The sequence below is a fragment of the Chryseobacterium sp. HMWF035 genome (assembly GCF_003094695.1).
GTDB classification, from domain to species: Bacteria; Bacteroidota; Bacteroidia; order Flavobacteriales; family Weeksellaceae; genus Chryseobacterium; species Chryseobacterium gambrini.
On record NZ_QEHP01000019.1, the window covers coordinates 24,347 to 46,924 of the forward strand.

At 35.4% G+C, this 22,578-nt stretch carries 26 protein-coding genes; 22 read left to right on the top strand and 4 right to left on the bottom strand.

The genetic code is table 11. The features are described 5' to 3' along the window. Nucleotides 1–8 precede the first annotated feature (8 nt). Together DD829_RS03470 and DD829_RS03475 are read right to left on the bottom strand one after the other, a co-directional pair. Nucleotides 9–1,319 (bottom strand): dihydrolipoamide acetyltransferase family protein, encoded by a 1,311-nt coding sequence (locus tag DD829_RS03470; protein WP_108409183.1) that lies wholly within the window; start codon nucleotides 1,317–1,319, stop codon nucleotides 9–11. A 63-nt stretch (nucleotides 1,320–1,382) separates the two neighbouring features. Next, the gene (locus DD829_RS03475; protein ID WP_076390051.1) at nucleotides 1,383–2,210 is read right to left on the bottom strand and encodes an S-adenosyl-l-methionine hydroxide adenosyltransferase family protein; all 828 of its coding nucleotides are present in this window, start codon (nucleotides 2,208–2,210) and stop codon (nucleotides 1,383–1,385) included. Nucleotides 2,211–2,345: 135 nt separating this feature from the next. Here DD829_RS03475 and DD829_RS03480 point away from each other — a divergent pair, with 135 nt between their 5' ends. The 5 genes from DD829_RS03480 to DD829_RS03500 all read left to right on the top strand — a co-directional run bounded on the left by DD829_RS03480 (nucleotide 2,346) and on the right by DD829_RS03500 (nucleotide 6,270). After that, a complete protein-coding gene (locus DD829_RS03480; protein ID WP_087710390.1) occupies nucleotides 2,346–3,305 on the top strand; it encodes a PhoH family protein in 960 nt (319 codons plus the stop codon). A gap of 134 nt (nucleotides 3,306–3,439) precedes the next feature. Next, a complete protein-coding gene (locus DD829_RS03485; protein WP_108410031.1) occupies nucleotides 3,440–4,108 on the top strand; it encodes a porin family protein in 669 nt (222 codons plus the stop codon). Between the two features lie 120 nt (nucleotides 4,109–4,228). Beyond that, nucleotides 4,229–4,738 (top strand): hypothetical protein, encoded by a 510-nt coding sequence (locus DD829_RS03490; RefSeq protein WP_116547534.1) that lies wholly within the window; start codon nucleotides 4,229–4,231, stop codon nucleotides 4,736–4,738. Between the two features lie 211 nt (nucleotides 4,739–4,949). Beyond that, nucleotides 4,950–5,558, top strand: coding sequence for an outer membrane protein (locus DD829_RS03495; RefSeq protein WP_108411205.1), 609 nt, complete (start codon nucleotides 4,950–4,952; stop codon nucleotides 5,556–5,558). An 88-nt stretch (nucleotides 5,559–5,646) separates the two neighbouring features. Further along, on the top strand, nucleotides 5,647–6,270 hold the full coding sequence (locus DD829_RS03500; RefSeq protein WP_116547526.1) for an OmpW family outer membrane protein: 624 nt from the start codon (nucleotides 5,647–5,649) through the stop codon (nucleotides 6,268–6,270). Between the two features lie 78 nt (nucleotides 6,271–6,348). Here the strand turns inward: DD829_RS03500 and DD829_RS03505 are convergent, their stop codons facing one another. Both DD829_RS03505 and ffh read right to left on the bottom strand, forming a co-directional pair. After that, nucleotides 6,349–6,621 (bottom strand): TM2 domain-containing protein, encoded by a 273-nt coding sequence (locus DD829_RS03505; protein ID WP_108411359.1) that lies wholly within the window; start codon nucleotides 6,619–6,621, stop codon nucleotides 6,349–6,351. A gap of 31 nt (nucleotides 6,622–6,652) precedes the next feature. Further along, nucleotides 6,653–8,014, bottom strand: coding sequence for a signal recognition particle protein (ffh, locus tag DD829_RS03510; RefSeq protein WP_100375478.1), 1,362 nt, complete (start codon nucleotides 8,012–8,014; stop codon nucleotides 6,653–6,655). A 339-nt stretch (nucleotides 8,015–8,353) separates the two neighbouring features. Here ffh and DD829_RS23340 point away from each other — a divergent pair, with 339 nt between their 5' ends. The 17 genes from DD829_RS23340 (at nucleotide 8,354) to DD829_RS03595 (ending at nucleotide 22,300) form a co-directional block, all read left to right on the top strand. Beyond that, nucleotides 8,354–8,581 (top strand): hypothetical protein, encoded by a 228-nt coding sequence (locus DD829_RS23340; protein WP_123906796.1) that lies wholly within the window; start codon nucleotides 8,354–8,356, stop codon nucleotides 8,579–8,581. A 59-nt stretch (nucleotides 8,582–8,640) separates the two neighbouring features. Continuing rightward, entirely contained in the window at nucleotides 8,641–9,744 is a 1,104-nt protein-coding gene (gene atpB, locus DD829_RS03520; protein WP_108409974.1) for a F0F1 ATP synthase subunit A, read from the top strand. Nucleotides 9,745–9,794: 50 nt separating this feature from the next. Then, nucleotides 9,795–9,989 carry an ATP synthase F0 subunit C gene (gene atpE / locus DD829_RS03525; protein ID WP_002979108.1) on the top strand — a complete coding sequence of 65 codons (195 nt, stop codon included), beginning with the start codon at nucleotides 9,795–9,797 and terminating at the stop codon, nucleotides 9,987–9,989. 86 nt (nucleotides 9,990–10,075) lie between these two features. Continuing rightward, nucleotides 10,076–10,573 carry a F0F1 ATP synthase subunit B gene (locus tag DD829_RS03530; RefSeq protein WP_108409973.1) on the top strand — a complete coding sequence of 166 codons (498 nt, stop codon included), beginning with the start codon at nucleotides 10,076–10,078 and terminating at the stop codon, nucleotides 10,571–10,573. Between the two features lie 2 nt (nucleotides 10,574–10,575). Further along, entirely contained in the window at nucleotides 10,576–11,115 is a 540-nt protein-coding gene (gene atpH / locus DD829_RS03535) for an ATP synthase F1 subunit delta (protein WP_076390062.1), read from the top strand. A gap of 18 nt (nucleotides 11,116–11,133) precedes the next feature. Then, nucleotides 11,134–12,711 carry a F0F1 ATP synthase subunit alpha gene (atpA, locus tag DD829_RS03540; RefSeq protein ID WP_076390063.1) on the top strand — a complete coding sequence of 526 codons (1,578 nt, stop codon included), beginning with the start codon at nucleotides 11,134–11,136 and terminating at the stop codon, nucleotides 12,709–12,711. Nucleotides 12,712–12,796: 85 nt separating this feature from the next. Further along, a complete protein-coding gene (gene atpG / locus DD829_RS03545) occupies nucleotides 12,797–13,660 on the top strand; it encodes an ATP synthase F1 subunit gamma (RefSeq protein WP_108409972.1) in 864 nt (287 codons plus the stop codon). 102 nt (nucleotides 13,661–13,762) lie between these two features. Beyond that, complete coding sequence (locus DD829_RS03550) at nucleotides 13,763–15,121, top strand: hemolysin family protein (protein WP_076390065.1); 1,359 nt, start codon at nucleotides 13,763–13,765, stop codon at nucleotides 15,119–15,121. A gap of 21 nt (nucleotides 15,122–15,142) precedes the next feature. Next, a complete protein-coding gene (locus DD829_RS03555; RefSeq protein WP_087710365.1) occupies nucleotides 15,143–15,448 on the top strand; it encodes an ATP-dependent Clp protease adaptor ClpS in 306 nt (101 codons plus the stop codon). Between the two features lie 132 nt (nucleotides 15,449–15,580). Next, nucleotides 15,581–17,419 (top strand): T9SS type A sorting domain-containing protein, encoded by a 1,839-nt coding sequence (locus DD829_RS03560; RefSeq protein ID WP_116547527.1) that lies wholly within the window; start codon nucleotides 15,581–15,583, stop codon nucleotides 17,417–17,419. 129 nt (nucleotides 17,420–17,548) lie between these two features. After that, nucleotides 17,549–18,163 carry a uridine kinase gene (udk, locus tag DD829_RS03565; RefSeq protein ID WP_076390068.1) on the top strand — a complete coding sequence of 205 codons (615 nt, stop codon included), beginning with the start codon at nucleotides 17,549–17,551 and terminating at the stop codon, nucleotides 18,161–18,163. A 2-nt stretch (nucleotides 18,164–18,165) separates the two neighbouring features. After that, a complete protein-coding gene (locus DD829_RS03570) occupies nucleotides 18,166–18,519 on the top strand; it encodes an FtsB family cell division protein (RefSeq protein ID WP_087710363.1) in 354 nt (117 codons plus the stop codon). A 173-nt stretch (nucleotides 18,520–18,692) separates the two neighbouring features. After that, nucleotides 18,693–19,844, top strand: a complete 1,152-nt coding sequence (locus DD829_RS03575) for a methylmalonyl-CoA mutase family protein (RefSeq protein ID WP_108411485.1) — start codon at nucleotides 18,693–18,695, stop codon at nucleotides 19,842–19,844. A 14-nt stretch (nucleotides 19,845–19,858) separates the two neighbouring features. Then, nucleotides 19,859–20,305, top strand: coding sequence for a hypothetical protein (locus DD829_RS03580; RefSeq protein ID WP_108411484.1), 447 nt, complete (start codon nucleotides 19,859–19,861; stop codon nucleotides 20,303–20,305). Between the two features lie 6 nt (nucleotides 20,306–20,311). Further along, on the top strand, nucleotides 20,312–20,752 hold the full coding sequence (locus DD829_RS03585; protein ID WP_116547528.1) for a DinB family protein: 441 nt from the start codon (nucleotides 20,312–20,314) through the stop codon (nucleotides 20,750–20,752). A gap of 6 nt (nucleotides 20,753–20,758) precedes the next feature. Beyond that, nucleotides 20,759–21,907, top strand: a complete 1,149-nt coding sequence (locus tag DD829_RS03590; protein ID WP_108410380.1) for a THUMP-like domain-containing protein — start codon at nucleotides 20,759–20,761, stop codon at nucleotides 21,905–21,907. A 120-nt stretch (nucleotides 21,908–22,027) separates the two neighbouring features. Then, entirely contained in the window at nucleotides 22,028–22,300 is a 273-nt protein-coding gene (locus DD829_RS03595) for a hypothetical protein (RefSeq protein WP_108410379.1), read from the top strand. The last annotated feature ends 278 nt before the right edge of the window (nucleotides 22,301–22,578 follow it).

Below are 22,578 nucleotides of genomic sequence, written 5' to 3' on the forward strand. Positions count from 1 at the left end.
ATTTATAATTATATTTCTGTATTCAGATCCCAGTTTTCAAGGTAATCATGAACATGTTTAAGCATCATTCCTCCCAAAGAACCGTCTACAACTCTGTGGTCATATGAGTGAGACATGAACATTAAGTTTCTGATTGCAATTACATCTCCGTCCGGCGTTTCAAGAACGGCAGGCTTTTTAACGATAGCTCCGATTGCTAAAATTGCAACCTGAGGTTGAGGAATAATCGGGGTTCCCATTAAGTTTCCGAAGCTTCCTACGTTAGAAATTGTATATGTTGCACCCTGAGTGTCTTCAGGTCTTAATTTTTTGTTTCTTGCTCTGTACGCTAAATCGTTGATTGCTTTTGCCAATCCTGAAAGTGATAACTGATCTGCGTTTTTAATAACAGGAACGATAAGATTTCCGTCCGGTAAAGCTGTTGCCATACCGATGTTGATGTTTTTCTTTTTGATGATATTTTCACCGCTGATCGACACGTTGATCATAGGGAAATCCTGAATCGCCTTCACAACTGCTTTCACGAAAATCGGCATGAACGTCAGTTTTTCACCTTCACGTTTTTCAAAAAGAGATTTGTTTTTATTTCTCCATTTTACAACGTTGGTAACGTCTGTTTCAATGAAAGAGGTAACGTGAGGAGCAATCTGCTTCGCTTTTACCATGTTTTCAGCGATGATTTTTCTCATTCTGTCCATTGGAATGATCTCATCACCTGCAGCAGCCGTAATCGTAGCAGCCGGAGCCGAAGTTGCAACCGGTTGTGGAGCAGATGGAGTTTGTACCGGAGCTGCCTGCTGAACTGGCTGGTTTCCTCTGTTTTTAACGTACGCTAAAATATCTTCTTTGGTAATTCTTCCTTCCAGACCGCTTCCTTTGATGGTTTTCAGTTCGGTTTCAGAAATATTTTCCTGCTGTGCGATAGATTTTACAAGCGGTGAAAGATAAAGATCTCCCGAAAACTCTGTTGAAGCAGCTACTTTTAAAGGTTCCTCAATGGTTTTTAAGGTTTCCGCGTCCGGAGCAGCCGCCGGAGTTTCCGTTTTTACTTCTTCAGAAGCAGTGTTTCCGCCTTCTCCTTCAATTTCTAAAATAGCAATGGCTTCGCCTACTTTTGCAACTTCGTCTTTCTGTTTCAAAATCTTTACGATTTTCCCCGAAACGGGTGTCGGAACGTCTGAATCTACCTTATCTGTTGCAATTTCTACTACGGAATCATCCTCTTTTACGCTATCACCTTCGTTGAACAACCAGGAGATAATTGTCGCTTCCATAACACCTTCTCCCATGGACGGAAGCAATAATTTGTATTCTGCCATTTTTAATTTTTAGATTTTGACAAATATATAAAAAAAATCGATTTTTTTATGAAATATTAAATTTTAGAAAAATTCAATGTAAATATTTTCGCCCACGTTAAGCCCAAACAGGGATTTTGCCCCGTTTTTTCTGCTTCCTTTGTAGATGGTAAGCTCCAAAAGCTGACTGTCATTGAAGATTGCAGCAGACTGCCCATGAAATTCTGTTTCTCTTTCCCAGTCCGAAACCACTTCCGTATGACTCGAAAAGACTCTTGAAAGTGCTAAGTTTCTGAATTTTATCGTGAAACTTTCGTATCCTTTTGAGATGGTTTCGAAAAGATCTTTGTTAATATTTGATATTATATTTCCGAAATTATCAATGTACGTAACTTCTCCGATAATCATTTTTTCAGATTCATTATAAACAGGTTTTGGAAACAGAAGCTGTTTTGCAGAGTCTATTTTTCTTCCGATCACTTCGGGAAGTCCTCCGTTTGCCAAATGGACGGCTGCCGGAACAAAAACATCTGTAGAAGTAAAATTAACGATATCGTCGAAACGGTTGTTCAAAGTGATTTCGTAGATCGCTTCAGGTTTAATATCAAAAAATATCAAACTTAAAACGCCGTTATCTGCCGCCAGAAAGTAATGTCCGTCGGATTTATATAAAATATTTTTCCTGTTTCTGTTGTGAAAACTGTCTACGGAAACAATATGAATTGTACCTTTCGGAAAGTGTTTGTACGCATTTCTTACGATGTAAGAGGTCTGTATAAGGTTAAATGCCTGTATTTCGTGACTAATATCAACAATATTAACCTTCTGATTCAGAGAAAGAATGCTCCCTTTTACAGCGGCGACTCTGTAATCCAAATTTCCGAAATCTGAAGTGAGGGTTATAATTGACATTGATGGTTGTATAGAATGATAGAAATGCAAATTTATCTAAAATAAAAGGAATGCCCGAAAAATTATGGAAAAGAATTTGATATAAATTTCAAAAAAAGCTTTAAATTTAAAATCTAAAATTAATAATAATACTGCATGTTTGAATTGACATATGATCTTGAGGATATCGATGCGAAAATCTTCTACGGAGTAAACAACCAATTTTTCAACCTTATAAAATCTACTTTTCCCACTCTTAAAATCACTGGAAGAGATCATTATATATTTGCGATGGGCAATCAGGAAGCTTTGGACATTTTTAAGAAAAAGCTCGATGATATTGTCAATTTTATTTCAAAAAACAATTCTATAGACCTGAAAGATGTTGAAAATCTTCTGAATATTAAAGATGAAAACGAAAAACAGCTTGTTTTCGATCAGGATATTATTGTAAAAGGTGTTAATGGCAAAATCATCAAAGCCAAAACCACCAATCTTAAAAAATTAGTTAAAGAAACTGAGAAAAAAGATATGGTTTTTGCCATCGGACCTGCCGGAACAGGAAAAACGTATACAAGTGTGGCTTTGGCAGCAAAAGCTTTGAGAGATAAAACGGTTAAAAGAATTGTTTTAACAAGACCTGCGGTTGAAGCAGGGGAGAGCTTAGGATTTTTACCGGGTGATCTTAAGGAAAAGCTTGATCCGTATTTACAGCCTTTGTATGATGCACTGCGTGATATGATTCCGCACGAAAAGCTGGAAGGCTTTATTGAAAAGAAAGTGATTGAAGTGGCTCCGTTAGCTTTTATGAGAGGGCGAACTTTGGATGATGCGTTTGTAATTCTGGATGAAGCCCAAAATACGACCCACTCCCAAATGAAAATGTTTTTAACGAGAATGGGGATGAATGCTAAATTTATCATCACCGGAGATCCGAGTCAGGTGGATTTGCCTCCGAAACAGCAATCCGGATTAAAGGAAGCGATGAGAATTCTAAAGGATGTAAAAGAAATCGGTTTTGTTCATTTAACAGAAGAGGATGTAGTAAGACACCCTGTTGTAAGAAAAATTATTCTTGCCTACAATGATGAGGAAAAAAGACAGCGAAACGATTAAACAATTTATCATAATATAATTGAAAAGCAGATTAACAGGTGTTGATCTGTTTTTTATTTTTTAAACACGTAATCATTTTGATATTTAAAAAAAAGTGTTATTTTTGCGGCTGATTAATAAAAAAACTATTAACTATGAAGAAATTATTTCTTTTGACAGCAATCGCTGTTATGGGATTGAGCGCAAAAGCTCAGGAATTCAGATTCGGACCTAAAGCAGGTTTTGCTATGTCAACAATTAAGGTTGATGAAAAGCAAGATGATCTGGAAAAAAGAAACATGGATCCCAAATATACATTTTATATTGGAGGTATGGCAGAATATAAAATCAATGATAATTTTGGTTTCCAGGCTGAAGTTTTATATTCACCTCTTGGAGCTAAAGAAAAAATTGATGGAATAAACGCAGGAGTAGTATTTGTTGGCGAACAGACAAAAGTTACTTATGGAACTCTTTTATTCCCAGTGTCTGCAAAATATTTTATTACAGAGGGGTTTTCTGTAGCAGCAGGAGCAAATTTTGGAGTTATTCTTTCAGCTAAACAAAAAACTGTAATCGGTTCAGATCTTATCAGTGTAGATGTAACTGATAGCGAAAGCAGTGGCGAAGTAGATATTAAGAAACAAACTAAATCTTTAAATATTGCACCTTTTGTTGGTGTAGAATATATGTTAGAGAACGGATTGTTCTTTGATGCAAGATATAGCTTAGGTGTTTCTAATCTTTCTAATGATGGAAGCGGTGGTAAAGTAACCAATAGCTTTGCTCAAGTGGGTGTAGGATTTAAATTCGGAGGGAACTAAGAATTTATTCTCATAAAAAAATTAAAGCGGTACAGAATTTGTACGGCTTTTTTTCTGTATAAAATGCTACCCCGTTTTTATTATCGGAAAATTCTCTATTCAAAATTTAAAATTATTAAAATGAAAAAACTATTATTGTTAGGTGCTTTTGCGTTTTTGGGAGGTCTTACGCAGGCTCAGGAAGGTTTCAGGTTGGGAGCTCATGTGGGTGCACCGCTTGGAGATGCGGCAGATGCGGCGAGTGTAACTCTTGGATTAGACGCAGCTTATATGTGGAATATTACAAAAGGTCTTGACATTGGTGCTACTACAGGATATTCTCATTTTTTCGGAAAAGATAATGTAGACGATTTCGGGTTTGTTCCTGTTGCGGTTTCCGGAAAATACAGATTTAACAAGATTCCGTTGTTCGTAGGATTGGATCTCGGAGCAGGAATTTCTACCAGAAACTATATCAACAGCGGACTTTACGTTGCGCCGAGAGTAGGGTATCAGATGAAAAATACAGAGCTGTATTTAGGATTTCAGAGTGTAAGCAGTAAATATAAAGGTCGTGGTCCCTATTGGTACGGTGACGACCGATTTAACTTCGGAGCGGTTAATTTCGGGGTAAATTTCTTCCTGAAGTAAAATTTTTTAAAATCAACTATAATGAACTCCGATTGCAAAATTGGAGTTTTTTTATTCAAAAAATTGTGAAAACGCTAAAAGCCTTTATTTAATAGCTTTTATTGTTGAAAATTGCTAAAAAATACCGATGATATTAATCACATTAACAAATTTTAATATTCAGCATGGTCACTGTAAATTTGCTGTCAGAAAGTATTAAAATTATTAAAAAATGAAAAAGGTATTATTAGCGGGTGCTATCGCACTTTTCGGTTTATCTAACGCGCAAATCGCTAAAGGAACTACATATGTGTCTGGAACTTTAAACTTTGCGGCTAGCGAAGATAACAATACAAATATTAAAACTAGTGATTTAACATTAGTTCCTACCATCGGACATTTCGTTGGAACAAACGTAGCAGTTGGAGTTGGTGTAGGTTATGCTTCAAGCGTAGCAAAAAATGAAGGTGCTCTTACTACTACTAAAAGCACTGTTTCTGCATTTGTTGTAGAACCTTTTGCAAGAAAGTACTGGACTTTAGGTGAGAAATTCTACATCTTCGGTCAGCTTTCAGTACCAATGGCTTTCGGAAAAGATAAGCTTGAGAATACTACTTTAAATGTAACAAACACGACAGAAGAGAAATTCAATTCTTTCGGTGTTGCTGTGAAGCCAGGTTTAGATTATTTCTTAAACAAAAACTGGACTATCGAAGCTACAATCGGAGAATTCGGATACAGCAACTTCAAATACAAGAATGCTAAAAGTGTGGATAACTACAACTTCGGTCTTGATTTGGCTTCTGTTGGAATCGGTGTAAAATATGTTTTTGCAAAATAATAAACAAAGCATATAAACTAAAAAGTCCTGAGTTTTACTTAGGGCTTTTTAATCTTTAAAAATAAACTTAAAACTAAATTTTATAACTATGAAAAAATTATTACTGGCGGGTGCTGTTGCACTTTTTGGTTTGTCAAATGCTCAAATGACTAAAGGAGACTGGGTAATCAGCGGAAATACAGGAATTGGTTTCAACAACATGGAAACTAAAACAAAGGTGAACGGACAGACTTTTGACGGGACTAAAGTAAGCACTTTCGCTGTTACTCCATCTGTAGGTTATTTCGTAATTGATAAATTGGCTGTTGGAATCGATTTAGGATTTACTAATGTTACAACAAAAGATAACGGTGACAAGAATACTGTTTCCAGCTTTTCTGTAATGCCGACTGCTACTTATTACTTCGCAAACAGCAGCAAAGTAGTTCCTTTCTTGGGAGCAGGTATCGGTTATGCTTCGAGCAAAACAAAAGAAACTATTTCAGGAACTTCAACAGATTTTACTGCTGACGGTTTAGCTTGGAAAGTGAAAGGAGGAGTTACTTATATGGCAACTCAGTCTTTAGGGATTAACTTAGGGGTGTCTTTCGATCAGTTCTCGAACAAAGAAACTTATTTCGGTACTGAATTTAAGAACAGAGTAAATACTTTTGGGGTAAACGTAGGTTTCTCTTATTTCATCAAAGCTAAAGCTCAGAAATCTGATAAATAATTCAATTTCTTTCATTAGGATAAATAAAAAATCCGGTTCAGATATGAGCCGGATTTTGTATTTGTAAAACTTAAAGTCTTAGAACCATTCTTTTTGGTTTTGAACATAAGTTCTGTCAAATTCTTCATCAGATTTTGTAAGGTAAATGATCCCTTCAATAAATCCTACAATACCTACAATACCGCAAGATACAAGTCCTAAAACTAACTGAATAATTCCTGCTTTAGTATATCCAAGATAGAATTTGTGAATTGCAAAAGTTCCAAGTAAGATTCCTAAAATTCCTGCAACAACTTTTTTCTCTGATTTGTAAGGTTGATTGTAGTTCCCTTGTTTTTCGTTGAGTTCCATAATAATTATTTTTTAATCGTTTTTTTGTGTTTTATTTGCCGAACATTCCGCCCATTCCAGGCATATTTGGCATTTTGCTCATCATCTGCATCATCTGCTTTCCTTGAGGACCCTGCATCATTTTCATCATTTTACCCATCTGATCGAATTGCTTCATCAATTGGTTAACATCCTCAATTTTTCTTCCTGCACCTTTTGCAATTCTGTTTTTTCTCTGCGTGTTGATGATGGAAGGTTTTCTTCTTTCTTCAGGAGTCATAGAGTAGATGATCGCTTCGATATGCTTGAATGCATCATCGCTGATCTCAACATCTTTGATCGCCTTTCCAACGCCCGGAATCATTCCCATCAAATCCTTCATATTACCCATCTTTTTAATCTGGTTGATTTGCTTTAAGAAATCATCAAAACCAAATTCGTTTTTAGCGATTTTCTTGTGAAGTTTTTTCGCTTCCTCTTCATCAAACTGTTCCTGAGCTCTTTCTACCAAGGAAACAACATCTCCCATTCCTAAGATTCTGTCTGCCATTCTTTCCGGGTAGAAAAGATCTAAAGCTTCCATTTTCTCTCCTGTAGAAATAAATTTAATCGGCTTTTCAACAACAGAACGGATCGTTAAAGCAGCTCCACCACGAGTATCACCGTCTAATTTGGTTAAAACAACTCCGTCAAAATTCAAAGCATCGTTAAATGCTTTAGCCGTATTTACCGCATCCTGACCGGTCATTGAGTCAACAACAAATAACGTTTCGTTCGGCTTGATAAAATAATGAACCGATTTAATTTCGTTCATCATCTGCTCATCAATCGCCAAACGACCTGCAGTATCCACAATTACAACATCATGACCGTTTGATTTTGCAAAATTGATCGCGTTTTCAGCAATTGTGGAAGGATTTGTAGAACCTTCTTCCGTGAAAACCGGAACCCCGATCTGTCCGCCTAAAACTTTAAGCTGATCGATCGCAGCCGGACGATAAACGTCACACGCAACCAAAAGAGGTTTTTTATTTCTTTTTGTTTTTAAATAATTCGCCAGTTTTCCGGAGAAAGTAGTTTTACCCGAACCCTGAAGTCCTGCAATAAGAATTACAGAAGGCTTTCCTGAAAGATTAATACCTTCCTGAGAACCACCCATCAGATCTACCAGCTCATCGTGAACGATTTTCGTCATCAGCTGTCCCGGAGTAAGCGATGTAAGAACGTCCTGTCCTAAAGCTTTATCCTGAACTCTTTTGGTAAGATCTTTTGCAACTTTATAATTAACATCGGCATCCACCAATGCTCTACGAATTTCTTTTACGGTTTCCGCAACGTTGATTTCCGTGATTTTTCCACGTCCTGAAATATTATGCAGCGCTTTGTCTAATTTATCCTGTAAACTATTAAACATATGTATTGTAAATTATAGGTTTGCAAAAATAAGGAAATTTTTAGGATATAAAATGGTCTTACACGTAATTATATATAAGGAATAAATTTTAAGATATGATAAAAGTCAAATTATGATAAAATCCGATAGAAAAAGTCTATTTTTGTGTTCAGTTAAAATTAACCTAATAACTGTTAGGTGAAAATTAAATTTAGAATGAAAGCTAATCCCAATATTCTGGTTACGATATTGTTTTTTTTAACATTTTTGATTCATTTCTCATTATGGAAATTTGTTTTCCATCTTGATGAAATCATAATTGTTAAGTTTTATCTTTTTTTGAGCGTAATGTTTATGATGATGATTACACTAATTGTTTTAATAAACAGAGTGGCACCAGAGTTTTTAGGGTTATCTGTGATCGGATTAATTCTTTTGAAGTTCGGATTAATGTATTTAATTAGAAAAAAACTGAACTTTGAAGTTATTCCTGGGTATAAATTTCATTTTATATTGCCGTATTTTGTCCTGACAACACTGCTTACGTACTATGCCATTAAGCTCATCAATTATGACAAAAAACAGTAAAAATATTTATTGAAACTAGAAAAATTATTATATTTTTGCACAACGAAAAAAACCTATCAATGTTTAAGAAATTCGCAGTTTTATTCTACAGTATTTTTGTATTAAACTTAGTATCTGCACAGCATGGTGAAGCTACTGCTGAAGCAGGTTCTGCTACTACAGAGCTTTCTGAGAAAGATAAAGTAAGTAAAGAAAACAAGGAGTATATCGATCATCACTTATTGGATGCTCATGATTTTACATTGATGGTGGATAAAGAAGGTCATCACATTGGTTTTCCTCTTCCGGTTATTTTTTACGATAACGGTTTTCATGCTTTCATGAGTAATGCTAAAGAAGGATTCATGCATGGAGAAACTACAGAGGTTGATGGATCTTTCTATAAATTGCACCACGAAAAAATTTATAAGACTGATGCGCAGGGGAATTTAGCAGAAGATGCTGAAGGTCACGTAACATCAGAGAAAGTTTTAGATTTATCAATTACTAAAAGTGTACTTATTATTTTATTAACAGCAATCTTCATAATGTTATTATTCACTGGAATGGCTAAGTCTTATAAAAAATCTGCTGTTCCTACAGGTGTTGCGAGATTTTTAGAGCCGTTGGTGATTTTTGTAAGAGATGAAATTGCTATACCAAACATCGGACACAAGTATAAAAGATTTATTGGTTATCTTTTAACTGTATTCTTTTTTATTTTATTTTTGAACGTATTAGGATTAATGCCATTCGGAATTAATGTTACAGGAAATATTACTATGACATTCTTCTTGGCTATCCTTACTTACTTGATTACGACATTCTCTGCTAATAAAGATTATTGGAAACATATCTTCTGGATGCCTGGAGTTCCGGTTCCAATGAAATTAATCATGTTGCCTATCGAACTGTTAGGAACAATTACGAAGCCTTTCGCTTTAATGATCCGACTTTTTGCCAACATGACTGCTGGACACATTGTAGTAATGAGTTTGATCGGATTAATCTATGTATTTAAAAACGTAGTGGCAGGAGTTGCATTCCCTTTCTTAACATTAGTAATTTATTTGTTAGAAGTGTTGGTTGCATTCTTACAGGCTTATATTTTTACAATGTTATCTGCTTTGTTCATTGGAATGGCAGTACAGGAGCATGAGCATGAACACCATGCTGCTCACTAATTTGAAAGTTTAAATTAATTATCAGAAACAAATTTTTAAAATTATATATTATGGAAATCCCTAAAATTGTAGGTGCTGGTATCGTAGTACTAGGTGTAGGTATCGGTCTTGGTAAAATCGGAGCTGCTGCTCTTGAAGCTATCGCTAGACAACCTGAACAATCTGGAAAAATCCAAACAGCTATGCTTATTGCAGCTGCACTTGTAGAAGGTGTTGCGTTTGCTGCTCTATTCGCGGTAAACTAATTAAAACTAAACCACTATCCGTAACGGTTGGTTACAGATAGTGGTTATTTAAGAAAAAAAGTAATAATTATTTATACATTTATATAATGGAATTAATTCATCAGTTTTCATCAGGATTATTTATTATCCAGTCTGTTATCTTTCTGGCATTGTTATTCTTGTTAGGTAAATTCGCTTGGAAACCTATTTTAAAATCTATTAATGATAGAGAAACTTCTATTGTTGACGCTCTTAATCAGGCTACTTTGGCAAGAAAAGAGATGGAAACTTTAAAAGAGGATAACGAAAGAATTATTCGTGAGGCTAAAATCGAAAGAGATGCCATCCTTAAAGAAGCAAGAGAAATCAGAGATAAAATCGTAGGTGAAGCTAAAGATGTTGCTAAAGTAGAAGGAGATAAAATGATTGAAGCAGCTAAGCAAACCATCAATGCTGAGAAAAATGCTGCAATGGCAGATATCAAAACTCAGATTGGTACTTTATCTGTAAACATCGCAGAATCTATCCTGAAACAGAAATTAGACAACAGCGAAGCTCAAAACGAATTAGTTCAGAATTATTTAAACAAATCAAACCTTAACTAAGAATGCTTACATCTAAAGTAGCTAAAAGATACGCACAAGGTTTACTTGATTTTACAAATGAGTCAGGTCAAACGGCTACTGTATTTTCTGAAATGAAAGATGTAGTAAAGTTGATGAATGAGTCTCAGGACTTAAAGAAATTCTTCCTTACCCCATACATCGATTCTAAAAAGAAAATAGAAGTAGCAAAAGAGATTTTCAAAGGTTTGTCAGCTTCTTCACAGAACTTGATTACTTTGGTAATCAGACACGGTCGTGAAAACCAGTTGAAAAATATTGCTCAGGAATTTATTAACAAAGTTGAAGATATTAGTGGAGTACAGAGAGTAACTGTTACCTCGGCAACTCAGCTTTCCAAAGAAAACCTAGATCAGATTTTAAGAAATTCCAATCTTGTTAATACCAATGCAAATTTTGATTTGCAGATTAACGTAAAACCTGAAATTTTAGGAGGTTACATTTTAAGAGTTGGAGACCAGCAGATCGATGCTTCTGTGAAGTCTAAACTTAACAGTATTAAAAAAGATTTTCATTTAAATTAAGAAAAAAACAACCATACAATGGCAGAAATAAATCCGGCAGAAGTATCTGCGATCTTAAAACAGCAATTGGCCAACTTCGATACTCAATCAAACGTTGAGGAAGTAGGTACAGTTTTAACCATCGGTGATGGTATTGCTCGTGTATACGGGTTAGAAAACGTACAATACGGAGAGTTGGTGAAATTTTCTAGTGATGTAGAAGGTATTGTACTAAACCTTGAAGAAGACAACGTAGGTGTTGCGCTACTTGGTGAAAGTAAATTAGTAAAAGAAGGAGATACAGTAAGAAGAACAAACAGAATCTCTTCTATTAAAGTAGGAGAAGGTATGTTAGGAAGAGTAGTAGATACTCTTGGTAACCCTATCGATGGTAAAGGTCCTATTACTGGGGATTTATACGAAATGCCATTGGAAAGAAAAGCTCCCGGAGTTATTTACAGACAGCCGGTAACTGAACCTTTACAGTCAGGTATCGTTGCAATCGACTCTATGATCCCTGTAGGAAGAGGACAGAGAGAGCTTATCATCGGTGACAGACAGACAGGTAAAACTACTGTTGCAATCGATACGATCATCAACCAAAAAGAATTCTTTGATGCAGGTAACCCTGTATATTGTATATATGTTGCTATCGGACAGAAAGCGTCTACTGTAGCACAAATCGTTAAAACACTTTCGGATAAAGGAGCTTTAGCATATACGGTAATCGTTGCGGCTAACGCATCAGATCCGGTTCCTATGCAGGTATATTCTGCAATGGCAGGAGCGGCGATCGGTGAGTTCTTCAGAGACACCGGAAGACCGGCTTTGATCGTTTATGATGATTTATCCAAACAGGCAGTTGCTTACCGTGAGCTTTCTCTACTTTTAAGAAGACCACCGGGTCGTGAGGCATATCCTGGAGACGTTTTCTATCTTCACTCAAGATTATTGGAAAGAGCTGCGAAAGTAATTGCGGATGACAATATCGCAAGACAGATGAACGATTTACCAGAGTCTTTAAGACCAATCGTAAAAGGAGGAGGTTCATTAACGGCACTTCCAATTATTGAAACTCAGGCGGGTGACGTTTCTGCGTATATTCCTACAAACGTAATCTCTATTACAGACGGACAGATTTTCTTGGAGTCTGATCTATTCAACTCTGGGGTTCGTCCTGCGATTAACGTAGGTATCTCTGTATCCAGAGTAGGAGGTAACGCTCAGATCAAATCAATGAAAAAAGTTTCTGGTACGCTTAAATTAGACCAGGCTCAGTATAAAGAATTAGAAGCGTTTGCTAAGTTCGGTTCAGACCTTGATGCTGCTACATTAGCGGTAATCTCTAAAGGAGAAAGAAACGTGGAAATCCTTAAGCAGCCGGTAAACTCTCCACTTCCGGTAGACAGTCAGGTTGCAATGATCTATGCAGGAACAGAGAACTTATTGAGAAACGTTCCTATCAGAAAAGTAAAAGAATTCCAGATAGAATACATCGAATTCCTAAGATCTAAGCATCCGGATACAATGGCTGCCATTAAAGCTGGAAAAATTGATGATTCAATTACAAGTGTTCTTAAGCAGGCTGCTAACGATCTAGCTGCTAAATATAACTAAAAATTAGTTGATGGTTTTTGGTTGATAGTTGACAGAATTTTCTAAAACTAGCAACCAACAACCGACAACCAACAACTAACCCAATATGGCAAACTTAAAAGAAATACGAGGCAGAATTACGTCAATTTCATCTACGATGCAAATTACCCGTGCTATGAAAATGGTTTCCGCTGCGAAACTTAAAAAAGCACAGGATGCAATCGTAATGTTAAGACCTTATTCTGAGAAATTACAGGAACTTATCCAGAATGTAAATTCCAGTTCAGATCCTGATCAGATTTCTGTTTACGCTCAGAAAAGAGAAGTAAAAAGAATACTTTTCATCGCTATTACTTCAAACAGAGGTCTTGCCGGAGCTTTTAACTCTTCCATCGTTAAGGAACTGAATGCACAGTTTCAAAACAAATCTCAATACGAGGTGGATGTTCTTTCTGTTGGTAAAAAAGCTTTTGATGCTGTAAGAAGAACGCGTACGGTGTATGCAAACGAAAGTGCTGTGTATGATAACCTGAACTTCGATGCGGTAGCTCACATTGCAGAAGCAGTAATGGGCAGCTTCAAAGAAGGTAAATTTGATGAAGTTTATTTAATTTATAATAAATTCGTTAATGCAGCGACTCAGGAAGTAACTACAGAACAGCTTCTTCCGATCTCAATGCCTGAAAATACAGAATCTCAGGTAGAAACAGATTATATCTTTGAGCCAAACAGAGAAGAAATCTTAGATAACCTTATTCCTAAGTCAATCAAAACTCAGGTTTTCAAAGCAATCCTGGATTCAGTAGCTTCTGAACACGGAGCGAGAATGACGGCGATGCACAAAGCAACAGACAACGCGCAGGCTTTGAAGAACGATTTGGTCATCTTCTACAACAAAGCAAGACAGGCTGCCATTACAAACGAAATCTTAGAGATCGTTTCCGGAGCAGAAGCCTTGAAAAATTCGTAAAGAATTATTTTAACACAATATTAAAGCATCGTAAATCACGATGCTTTTTTTGTTATTTTTATTTTGTATATATTTGTAGAACTAAATTTATATAATTTCTAAATGGACTCGGACATAGTCAGGCTTTTGCTGGCCTTATTACTTGTTTTACTTAATGGCTTTTTTGTAGCCGCAGAATTTTCAATTGTTAAAGTTCGTTATTCCCAAATTCAGATAAAAGCCGCAGAGGGGAACTCCATGGCAAAGCAGGCAGAGCATATCATCAAGCATCTTGATGAATATCTTTCGGCTACACAGCTTGGTATTACGTTGGCTTCTCTGGCTTTAGGTTGGGTAGGAGAAAGCGCATTGCACCATATTGTAGAAAATATTTTCCATTCTCTTAGTATTGATCTTAGTCAGGCAACCATCACTTCAATTTCAGTAATTACAAGTTTTGTGCTCATTACGATCATGCACATTGTTTTCGGAGAGCTTATTCCGAAATCCATTGCCATCAGAAAATCAGAATCTACTACAATGGCGACTGCAATTCCGTTAAGAGTTTTTTATACGGTTTTCAAGCCTTTTATCTGGTTGATGAATTTAATGTCTAATACATTTTTAAGACTGGTAAAAATTCATCCGGCTTCAGAACATGAGATTCACTCTACGGAAGAGCTTCAGCTTTTGGTAAAACAAAGCGCCGACAGCGGAGAAATTGAAGAGGAAAATTATGAGATCATTAAAAATGCATTTGATTTTACAGATCATTCTGCAAAACAGATCATGGTTCCGCGTCAGAATATTACATCGATAGATTTTAAGGAAGATGTCAATGAAATTATTAACACGATCATGGATAGCGGTTATTCCCGTATTCCGGTGTATGTAGATTCTATTGATAATGTAATTGGTATCCTGTATACAAAAGAAATCATCAGAGAATTCGTTAAAAGAAAAGGAGAATTGAATCATGATGATCTGAAAGAATTGATGCGTGACGCATTTTTCGTGGTGGGAAGTAAAAAGATTTCAGACCTATTGAAAATTTTCCAGCAGAAAAAACAGCATTTGGCGATTGTTATCGATGAATTCGGAGGAACAGAAGGAATTATTACCCTTGAAGATATTTTAGAGGAATTGGTAGGAGAAATTCAGGATGAAGAAGATGATGAAGAGAAAATTGTAGATAAAATCGGGGAGAATACCTATTGGGTTCAGGCAACACAGCCTTTGGATGAAATTAATGAATTTATTCCTAAAAAATTACCGCTTTCTGAAGAGAGTGAGTACAATACACTCGCAGGTTTTATTCTTCATGCTTTAGAAGATATTCCGGAAGAAAATCAGGAATTTGATCTGGAAAATTATCATTTCAAGATTCTTAAAATGAACAATAAAAGTGTAGAGCTTGTAGAGTTGGTATATGAAGAACCCAACAGCATTAGTGATCTTGCCGAAAAAATAGGAGAAGTTTAATCTATTGTAAACAATTTAAACATGATTTTTTATAACAGTATAAAAGATTACGAAGATCCGAAACGTCAGTACGAAGAAGAAGTTCTCGTATTGGATGAGACCGATGAAGTCTATAAATTGGTTTTGCATAACGATGACGTTCATACATTTGATTATGTTATTGATTGTCTGATCGAGATTTGCAAACACACCCTAGAGCAAGCCGAGCAATGTACAATTCTTGTTCATTTTAAAGGGAAATGCACGGTAAAAACAGGCTCAATGGATCTTTTGAAACCTATGCATGAAAAACTGCTTTCAAGGGAATTAACAAGCGAAATCGTATAAAAATTATCAGCTCTGACTATTGTCGGAGCTTTTTTTATATCTAATTTTAATTTTTTTAATATTTTTTTAAGAATTTATTCATGTTTTTGTGAATATTTGTTATATTGCTCAATCAAATTATAAAAACATTACATGAAACTAAAAATTAATTCATTGGTTCTTGGCTGCATTTTATCTTGTTCAGCGTTAATGGGTCAGGAATCATCTTTGGAATCATCCGCCAGAAAGTGGATTACGGAAAATTCAAGCAATCTTGGAGTTCAGAATTTCAGCCAGTTTAAATTAAACTTTGTAAGGAAAAGCAGTTCAGGAGAAACATTGCGTTTTCAACAGCTGATGAAAGAAATTCCGGTTTTTCAGTCCGAACTTGTTGTTCATTTCAATAAAAACGGAGGAATATCCTATACTTCTGCAGAAAGTTTTAAAAAAGATATTAAAGAAATTAATGTTATTCCGTCTTTTGCCTCGTCAGATGCACTTGCAAAGGCTCATCAGGCTTCCCATACGAAAGGAAGAATTACCCATGAAGAGACAAAACTTTATGTATACCTTACAGATTCCGGAGATACGAAATTAGTCTATCGTGTTCTCACGAGTTCTTTCGAAAATCCGGGAAGCTGGGAAACAATTATAGATGCACAGACTGGAGAAGTCATAAGTGTGAAAGATGTGGCATATTACTATAAAGAAAAAGAAAAAAATCCTGAAAAGAAATCCAATAAAAAGAATACCAAAGCTAAAAAAGTTTTGGTTTCCGGAACTGGTTATATTTTCAATCCGGATCCGCTTTCTAAAATGCAGGTTGCCTATGCAGGACAATATGTAGATAATAACGACGCAACAAATGCAAGTTTAGATGCTGCCAGAACTTTAGTTACAATCCCTGAATTGGATTTAACAGCGGGAGTTTACAAGTTAAAAGGTTCTTATGCAGAAATAAAAGATCTCGAAACGCCATCGACGGGACTTTTTACACAGTCAACCAATCAGTTTTTATTTAACAGAAACGATCAGGGATTTGAAGCGGTCAATGCTTACTGGCATATTGATAATAGCCTGCGTTATATTAACCAGACATTGAATATTGATTGTAAACCCTTAACAAACGCAGGAATTTTATGGTTTGATCCCCATGGTTTAGATGGAGATGATAATTCTTATTACAGCAACGGACAGCTTGTTTTTGGAGAAGGTGGAGTAGACGATGCTGAAGATGCAGATGTTGTTTTGCACGAATTGGGACACGGCATTCACGACTGGCTTACGAATGGAAGCTTATCTCAGGTTCAGGGATTAAGCGAAGGCTGTGGAGACTATTGGGCGCAATCCTACAGCAGAAGTCTCAATCAGTGGCCTTCATCTTCCGCTGCGTACAACTGGATGTTCAGCTGGGACGGGCATAACGAATATTGGTCAGGAAGAATTACCAATTACACCGTATTATATCCCGGTTCCGGAGCCATTCATACAAGAGGGCAGATTTGGGCATCCGCTCTTATGAGAATCTATGATAAAATAGGGAAAGCAAAGACAGACAGAGCATTTCTGGAAGGAATAAGCATGACCAGTTCAAGTACGAACCAGCAAAGTGCTGCAATTGCCGTAAGACAGGCTGCAATCGATATGCTGGGAACCTTTGGATTCACCTGTGCGGATATTGCTCAGATGACGCAGGAATTTAACGCTGCAGGGTATGTTTTGCCGGCTTATACATGCCTTTTGGCAGTAGATGAAGCAGAGAAAAAGAATAGTATTGCCATATATCCGAATCCTGTTTCAGATATTTTAACGGTTTCAATGAAAATCAATAAAGAAGAGAAGGCAGAAATCTATAATATGGAAGGCAGAAAAGTAATGGAAACTACGATTGGCAAAGGAAAAAATACAATCAATGTTTCACATTTACAGATTGGAGACTATCTTTTGAGAATAAAAGGCTTGGAAGTCTCAACAAAGTTCATCAAAAAATAGAATTTCCGTAAAGAATATAAAATCCGATGTTTTGCATTGGATTTTTTTTGATTAAAATTCATCTTTCATTATTTTATTTGCATTCAAGTAAAATAGTATATTTGTAAAAACTATAAAGAAACAAAAATAATGCTTGTAATAGGAATTGCAGGAGGTACAGGCTCCGGCAAAACTACGGTTGTTGATAAGATCATTCAGCAGCTTGACATCGAAGGAATGAACATCCTTTCACAGGATAACTATTATCATGATAATCATAATCTTACATTGGCAGAAAGAGAAGCCTTGAATTATGACCATCCCAAATCCATCGATTTTGACCTTCTGATAAAACATGTAAAAGCTTTAAAAAATAACGAATCAATCGAGCAGCCGATTTACAGCTTTGTAACGCATGGAAGAACAGGAGATCACGTTACCGTAGAACCTAAAAATGTATTGGTAGTAGAAGGAATTCTCGTTCTTACCAACAAGGAATTATTGAAGGAATTTGATCTGAAAGTTTTTGTACACGCAGATTCGGATGAAAGACTTATCAGGAGGATCAGAAGAGATACACAGGAAAGAGGAAGAGATCTTAACGAAGTATTACACCGTTATCAGACGACTCTGAAGCCGATGCATCAGGAATTTATTGAACCTTCCAAAAATGAAGCGGATCTTATCATCCCGAATATGAGACAGAATTCCGTTGCGATAGATTTTTTAACCACCGTTATTAAAAACTCGTTGAGAAAACACTAGAAATGAAAGATAATAAGCTTATTAAAGACATTCAGCCCAAGTCTGAAACATTCAAACTTATTCAGAAATATTTTTTGAATAAATATACCATTACAATCTGTCTGTTTCTGGTATGGATGATTTTCTTTGATAAAACTTCCTTTCTTGTCATCAATGAACTGAACGGCGAAATCAGCAAATACGAAGAACAGCTTCAATACTATAAAACCGAATACGAAAAGAACGATGCGTTTTATAAAAAGCTGATGAACAACAAATCTGAAAAAGAAAAATACGCAAGAGAAAACTACTTCATGAAAAAGCCGGATGAAGAAATTTTTATTCTGGTAGTTGACAGCGCAAACGCGAAAAAATAATTTTTTTTTAATGAATTGTCAATAATGAATTTTGCTTCGCAAGTAAATTTTAAAAAATGATTGTTCGTCATTTATCATCATTGAAAAATCTTTGCGTTAGGATTATAATCAAGTAAAAATTGATGAATAAAAGCGGATTGACTATTGACCATTCACAAATTCATACAAAAACTATGTCAAATACAGCCTGGGAAAATTTAGTAAAAAAACAGCTTAAAACAGACGATATTTATCCAGTCCTTACCAAAGAAAATCTGGAAGGAATTGTGGTAAAACCTTTCTACGACGCTGTGCAGAACCCATTGGTAAATCTGCCGAAAATTGAAGAAAGCACCCATTTGGTAGCAAAATATCATGAAAGTTTAGAAGAAGACGTTTTTGCATTTATTTTAGACCAAAATGTAGAAAATCTCGAGCAGAAAACAATTTTCATAAACAATGAAGAGTTGGCAGGACACATCAGTCCCGAAGAACAGGATCAGTACTTTTCACTAATTGATGTTTTTGATGAAAAACAAGCTGTAATTAATGACCAGTTGGTCAAAGAATTACTCGCAAAACAGTTCAGAAGACATATTTGTGTAGATATTTCCCTTCATCAGAACGCTGGAGCCTCTATTGTTCAGCAATTGGGAATTGCTTTGGCAAAAACCAAAGAACTTGTAGAAATCTACGGTTCTGAAATTGTAAACAAACTCATCTTCAGAATAGCAGTTGGTGGAAACTACTTCTTCGAAATGGCAAAACTGAGAGCCTTTAAAATAGTTTTCAATCAATTGTCAAAAGAATACGATCTGGACGAAATTCCATACATTTTTGCAGAAACTTCCCTGAGAAATAAAGCGGTTTCCGATAATGAAAACAACCTGATCCGTTCTACTTTAGAACTTGCAGCAGCCATGATCGGCGGAGCAGATGCCGTTTTCAGCAATAATTATCTGGTAGAAAAAAGCACTGAAAATTCAGAAGAAATTTCTTTCAAGCAGCAAATTGTTCTTGCTTATGAAAGTATCATTAATGTGTTTGAAGACGCTTCTAACGGAAGTTATTTTGTAGAAGATATTACGCTTCAGATCGCAGAAAAATCCTGGGCTTATTTTATTGAAATTGAAGAAGGAGGTGGTTACCTTGAGCTTATGAAAAAAGGAATCATTCAGAAACAAATCTATCAGCACGCCCTGGAAGAACAGAAGTGGGTAGAAGAAGGAAAAATAAAGCTGATCGGCGTTAATTTATATCCAAAACTGGATGTTAAAAAGCCTGCTGAGGAATTATATAACGAAGAAGAAATTAAACCCGTTCGTTGGGCTGAAATGTTTGAGTAATTCTTGAAAATATCATGAAAAAAAGTTTATTAATTTTCTTTTTGATGCTTTTCGGGTTATGTTTTTCACAAGTCGAAAAAGATTTATATGGAAAATGGATGGGAGTGGATCAGGGTGAAAAAGGTTTTGTGACGTTTTATCCAGATGGATTCATATCATTTAACTTCGGAAGTGATAATATTGACGGGAAAAATTTTATTATTCCTGAAGGTGATTTTAAAGGAAAGGTTGGTCAGATAAAATATGAAGTAGATTTCTCTAAAAAACCATTTAAAATTACTTTAATTGCTTATTTTAAAAATGGGGATGAACTTATTAGTGGAGAATTTAATAAAGGACTTATTGAGTTTACTAAAAAAGATGAAATTCTATTTTATATGGACACTGAGCAAAAAAATCCTGAAAAGATAGATCCATTATCACCAGATACAATGCTGTTCAAAAAAGAATCTGATTTGTAACTTAATATGAAAGAAAAACTTGTTGATTTATTCAAATATACGTATCATTTCAACAAAGAAATGATAAAAGCTATTGCTGAAAATCTTGAAAAAGTTGACGAAAAGACCATCAGTCTGATGAATCATACTTTAAATGCCCAGCAAATCTGGAATTCCCGGATTTTAGGAGAAAATTCATTTGAAGTCTGGCAAATTAATCCTTTTGAAGAGCTGGAGGATATCAATCAGCAAAATTTTAATAAAAGCCTTGAAATTGTTGAAAAATTTGATCCTGATCAAAAAATAGAATATCAGAATTCAAGAGGAAAAAAGTTTGAAAACACAGTTTTCGAAATGCTTTTTCAGGCAATTAATCATTCCACTTATCACAGAGGACAAATCAATTCGTTATTGAAACAAAGCGGAATTACTCCTATTTTAACGGATTACATTTTTTATAAAAGATAAAAAACTTTGAAAAAAGAAATTTTATATCAGGAAATTCAGAAATTTATCAATGCAAATCTAAACGCAGATTTGCATTCTTTATTATTAAAAAGATCCCCGTTTCCGGAAGTTTCCATACAGGAAATTGTTCAGCAGATCAAAGGAAAGCAGGTTGCACAGAAGAAATTTCCGTTTCTGCTTAAAGAAGGAATTATTTTTCCACCACAACTGAATTTAGAACAGTCTTCCTCCGAAAAAACAGCATTGTATAAATCTGAGATCTTAAAAGGTAAAAAGTTTATCGATTTAACCAGCGGCTTTGGAATTGATGCCTATTATTTATCAGAAAGTTTCGAAGAAATAACTTTGGTGGAACAAAATCCGGAACTTTTGGAAATTGTTGAACACAATTGGAACATTTTAGGAAGAAAAGCAAAGTTTGTCAACCAGAACCTCGAAGATTTTTTAAATGAAAATACAGAAACTTTCGATGTAATCTATCTCGATCCTGCGCGAAGAGACCACAATAAAAATAAAGTTTTTTTACTCGAAGATCTTTCGCCTGATATTATTGAAATTCAGGAAAAACTACTTTCTATCTCCAATAAGGTCGTGATAAAACTCTCGCCCTTAATTGATCTCAAATATCTGGTTTCTGTTTTACCCAACCTTTTCAGGATTGATATTATCGCCTTAAAAAACGATGTTAAAGAAGTCGTTGTATTTCTGTCAAACCAAAATTCAGACAAAATCATCTGTCGTTGTGTAAACCTCGAAAGTCATGAAGCAGAATTCAGCTTTGATTTTGGCAGTGAAGAAAGTGCAGCAGCAGAATTTGGTGAACCTGAAAAATACATCTACATTCCCAATAACTCGGTTTTAAAAGCCGGAGTTTTTAATGTAATCTCAGAAAAATTCAAATTAAAAAAATTACATCCGAATACACATCTTTACACGTCAAATCAAAAGATAAATGATTTTCCCGGAAGGATTTTGGAAATGGAAATTATTGAGGCTAAGCAGATTGTAAAGAAAAGTCAGTTCAATATTATTTCCAAAAATTACCCTTTAAAACCGGAAGAAATTAAAAAGAAATACAGCCTGAAGGATGGTGGGGAAAGCTATCTTATTTTTACACAATCCAAAAAAGGAAAAATTATACTAAAATCAGTATAAAAATGTTGCCGAAAAAAATAGGAATCCTTAATTTTGGGCAATTAAAAATTAAAATAAGAATCGTCTTTTGCTTATCCAGACAAAATGATTCTAATGATCTTAAAAAAATAAATTTTACATATGAAAAAATTAGTTATATGTTTAGCTCTTGCTACTGTTGCTGTAAGCTGTAAGAAAATTCAGGCCGGAGGGAACAAAAATACCTTGAAACTTGAAGAAGGAGCAGAAAGATATTCAGATGATCCTCAAGGTGAAGGTCATGGTCATGAAGCTGCCACAATGCATACAGAAGAGGCAACTGCAGAAAAGCACGAAGCCGAAGCGCCAAAAACAGACAGTACAGCAACTGCAAAACCTGCCGAAGCTAAAGAAGCTCCAAAAGCTGAACACTAATTAAAAGTACAATATAAAATCTCCCGCAGCAATGTGGGAGATTTTTTTAGGAGCTGTTTCGCGCTTTCCGCACTCGCTATTTTCTGGGTTTCGGCGCGGCGAAGCCGCGCCGAAACCCAGAAAATGAGCTCAGACAAATGCTGCAATCACGGCTAAACTGAAGTCTGTGATTTAATTTCAGGAATAAAATACCATTCAGATTAAGATTTTTCGACAGCACACTTCAGACCTGAGGAAAATTATACGTTTTTGTTTGTTCCTGAGAAGCAAATTTTTTA

Coding starts and splice junctions, on each gene's coding strand:
- atpH (WP_076390062.1), top strand. CDS start 10,576: ATGCTTACATCTAAAGTAGCTAAAAGATACGCACAAGGTTTACTTGAT.
- udk (WP_076390068.1), top strand. CDS start 17,549: ATGCTTGTAATAGGAATTGCAGGAGGTACAGGCTCCGGCAAAACTACG.
- DD829_RS03470 (WP_108409183.1), bottom strand. CDS start 1,319: ATGGCAGAATACAAATTATTGCTTCCGTCCATGGGAGAAGGTGTTATG.
- DD829_RS03560 (WP_116547527.1), top strand. CDS start 15,581: ATGAAACTAAAAATTAATTCATTGGTTCTTGGCTGCATTTTATCTTGT.
- DD829_RS03480 (WP_087710390.1), top strand. CDS start 2,346: ATGTTTGAATTGACATATGATCTTGAGGATATCGATGCGAAAATCTTC.
- DD829_RS03575 (WP_108411485.1), top strand. CDS start 18,693: ATGTCAAATACAGCCTGGGAAAATTTAGTAAAAAAACAGCTTAAAACA.
- DD829_RS23340 (WP_123906796.1), top strand. CDS start 8,354: ATGATTACACTAATTGTTTTAATAAACAGAGTGGCACCAGAGTTTTTA.
- atpA (WP_076390063.1), top strand. CDS start 11,134: ATGGCAGAAATAAATCCGGCAGAAGTATCTGCGATCTTAAAACAGCAA.
- DD829_RS03530 (WP_108409973.1), top strand. CDS start 10,076: ATGGAATTAATTCATCAGTTTTCATCAGGATTATTTATTATCCAGTCT.
- DD829_RS03475 (WP_076390051.1), bottom strand. CDS start 2,210: ATGTCAATTATAACCCTCACTTCAGATTTCGGAAATTTGGATTACAGA.
- ffh (WP_100375478.1), bottom strand. CDS start 8,014: ATGTTTAATAGTTTACAGGATAAATTAGACAAAGCGCTGCATAATATT.
- DD829_RS03555 (WP_087710365.1), top strand. CDS start 15,143: ATGATTTTTTATAACAGTATAAAAGATTACGAAGATCCGAAACGTCAG.
- DD829_RS03580 (WP_108411484.1), top strand. CDS start 19,859: ATGAAAAAAAGTTTATTAATTTTCTTTTTGATGCTTTTCGGGTTATGT.
- DD829_RS03495 (WP_108411205.1), top strand. CDS start 4,950: ATGAAAAAGGTATTATTAGCGGGTGCTATCGCACTTTTCGGTTTATCT.
- DD829_RS03570 (WP_087710363.1), top strand. CDS start 18,166: ATGAAAGATAATAAGCTTATTAAAGACATTCAGCCCAAGTCTGAAACA.
- DD829_RS03595 (WP_108410379.1), top strand. CDS start 22,028: ATGAAAAAATTAGTTATATGTTTAGCTCTTGCTACTGTTGCTGTAAGC.
- DD829_RS03485 (WP_108410031.1), top strand. CDS start 3,440: ATGAAGAAATTATTTCTTTTGACAGCAATCGCTGTTATGGGATTGAGC.
- DD829_RS03585 (WP_116547528.1), top strand. CDS start 20,312: ATGAAAGAAAAACTTGTTGATTTATTCAAATATACGTATCATTTCAAC.
- atpE (WP_002979108.1), top strand. CDS start 9,795: ATGGAAATCCCTAAAATTGTAGGTGCTGGTATCGTAGTACTAGGTGTA.
- DD829_RS03550 (WP_076390065.1), top strand. CDS start 13,763: ATGGACTCGGACATAGTCAGGCTTTTGCTGGCCTTATTACTTGTTTTA.
- DD829_RS03505 (WP_108411359.1), bottom strand. CDS start 6,621: ATGGAACTCAACGAAAAACAAGGGAACTACAATCAACCTTACAAATCA.
- DD829_RS03490 (WP_116547534.1), top strand. CDS start 4,229: ATGAAAAAACTATTATTGTTAGGTGCTTTTGCGTTTTTGGGAGGTCTT.
- atpG (WP_108409972.1), top strand. CDS start 12,797: ATGGCAAACTTAAAAGAAATACGAGGCAGAATTACGTCAATTTCATCT.
- DD829_RS03500 (WP_116547526.1), top strand. CDS start 5,647: ATGAAAAAATTATTACTGGCGGGTGCTGTTGCACTTTTTGGTTTGTCA.
- atpB (WP_108409974.1), top strand. CDS start 8,641: ATGTTTAAGAAATTCGCAGTTTTATTCTACAGTATTTTTGTATTAAAC.